This window comes from Oribacterium sp. oral taxon 078 str. F0262 (genome assembly GCF_000160135.1).
Lineage (GTDB): Bacteria > Bacillota > Clostridia > Lachnospirales > Lachnospiraceae > Oribacterium.
This window is the reverse complement of record NZ_GG729933.1, coordinates 1-1534: the sequence shown is the minus strand read 5'-3', so window position 1 is coordinate 1534 and position 1534 is coordinate 1. Positions and strand designations below refer to the sequence as shown.

2 rRNA genes and 2 other annotated features are annotated in these 1534 nt (G+C 55.1%); both genes read left to right on the top strand.

Annotated elements, in window-relative coordinates:
- Positions 1–156: a sequence feature (16S ribosomal RNA rRNA prediction is too short), on the top strand.
- An 18-nt stretch (positions 157–174) separates the two neighbouring features.
- Positions 175–302, top strand: a sequence feature (16S ribosomal RNA rRNA prediction is too short).
- 70 nt (positions 303–372) lie between these two features.
- A 5S ribosomal RNA gene (gene rrf, locus GCWU000341_RS00015) occupies positions 373–490 on the top strand.
- Positions 491–838: 348 nt separating this feature from the next.
- Positions 839–1534, top strand: a 23S ribosomal RNA gene (locus tag GCWU000341_RS00005); the annotation flags it as partial.

Sequence of the window (1534 nt, the reverse complement as noted above, 5' to 3'; positions counted from 1 at the left end):
CGACACACGTGCTACAATGGCGGAAACAGAGGGAAGCGAGGGGGCGACCCGGAGCAAATCTCAAAAATACCGTCTCAGTTCGGACTGCAGTCTGCAACTCGACTGCACGAAGCCGGAATCGCTAGTAATCGCGGATCAGCATGCCGCGGTGAATCCGTTCCCGGGTCTTGTACACACCGCCCGTCACACCATGGGAGTCGGTAATGCCCGAAGTCAGTGACCCAAAAGAGGGAGCTGCCGAAGGCAGGACAGATAACTGGGGTGAAGTCGTAACAAGGTAGCCGTATCGGAAGGTGCGGCTGGATCACCTCCTTTCTAAGGATAGAGTAGGGGTCTGTGTAGGATTCGATTCTTGATAAGGTCAAGAGAATGTCTGGTGTTGATGCGCCGGGGGGAAACACCCGTACCCATCCCGAACACGACGGTTAAGCCCCGGGCGGCTGAAAATACTACGCTGGCAATGGCATGGGAAGATAAGTGGATGCCAGACATTTTTATAACGGCTCTGCGAAGAGCACAGGGGGCTCATGACCTCCGGGCCGTATCGCGCTTTTGCTTTCCCGAGAGGGAAAGAGAGAAGGCGCGGAGGATATGCCGCTTTTCCCTTCCGCTGGAAGCGTTGAAAGAGAGGCATATCGAGGATTCCGGTTCCTTTCGATCCGGGCACCAAAGGTTTTGATTTTGGCGCTGAGATCGGACATCGCCGTGAATCCGTATCGTACCTTGAAAACCGCATATTGCAATCAAAGAGTAAGACATCTGAGGCTGCGGGTGGAGACATCCGCAGAGAGAAGACAAAGAGACACACGCTAGTGTCTCACCCGGAGGAATCCGGGAATGGTTAAGCGAAAAGAGCACAGGGTGAATGCCCAGGCACTGAGAGCTGAAGAAAGACGTGATAAGCTGCGAAAAGCGGCGGGGATTGGCAAATACGAGGTGATCCGCCGATATCTGAATGGGGAAACCCACCGGAGTAACCCTCCGGTACCGCAGGGTAAATCCATAGCCATGCGGAGGGAACCCGCCGAACTGAAACATCTCAGTAGGCGGAGGAAGAGAAAACAACCGTGATTCCGAGAGTAGCGGCGAGCGAAATCGGAGGAGCCCAAACCGCGGTGCGTGCACCGCGGGGTAAGGACCGCGAAAAAGTTCGAAGAGGGAGTGGAAGCGCGCTGGAAAGCGCCGCCATAGAGGGTGAGAGCCCCTTACACGAAGCTTGAAGAATGGCGCGGGATCCGGAGTACTGTCAGACACGTGGAAGCTGGCAGGAAGGAGGGGGGACCACCCCCCAAGGCTAAATACTACTCAGTGACCGCTAGCGAGAGTACTGTGAAGGAAAGGTGAAAAGGACCCCGGGAGGGGAGTGAAAGAGAACCTGAAACCCTGTGTTTACAAGCTGTGGAAGGACGAAAGTCCGACCGCGTACTTTTTGTAGAACGGTCCGGCGAGTTATCGCTGCCGGCAAGGTTAAGGATTTAAGGTCCGGAGCCGAAGCGAAAGCGAGTCTTAAAAGGGCGAAAAGTCAGCAGAGATA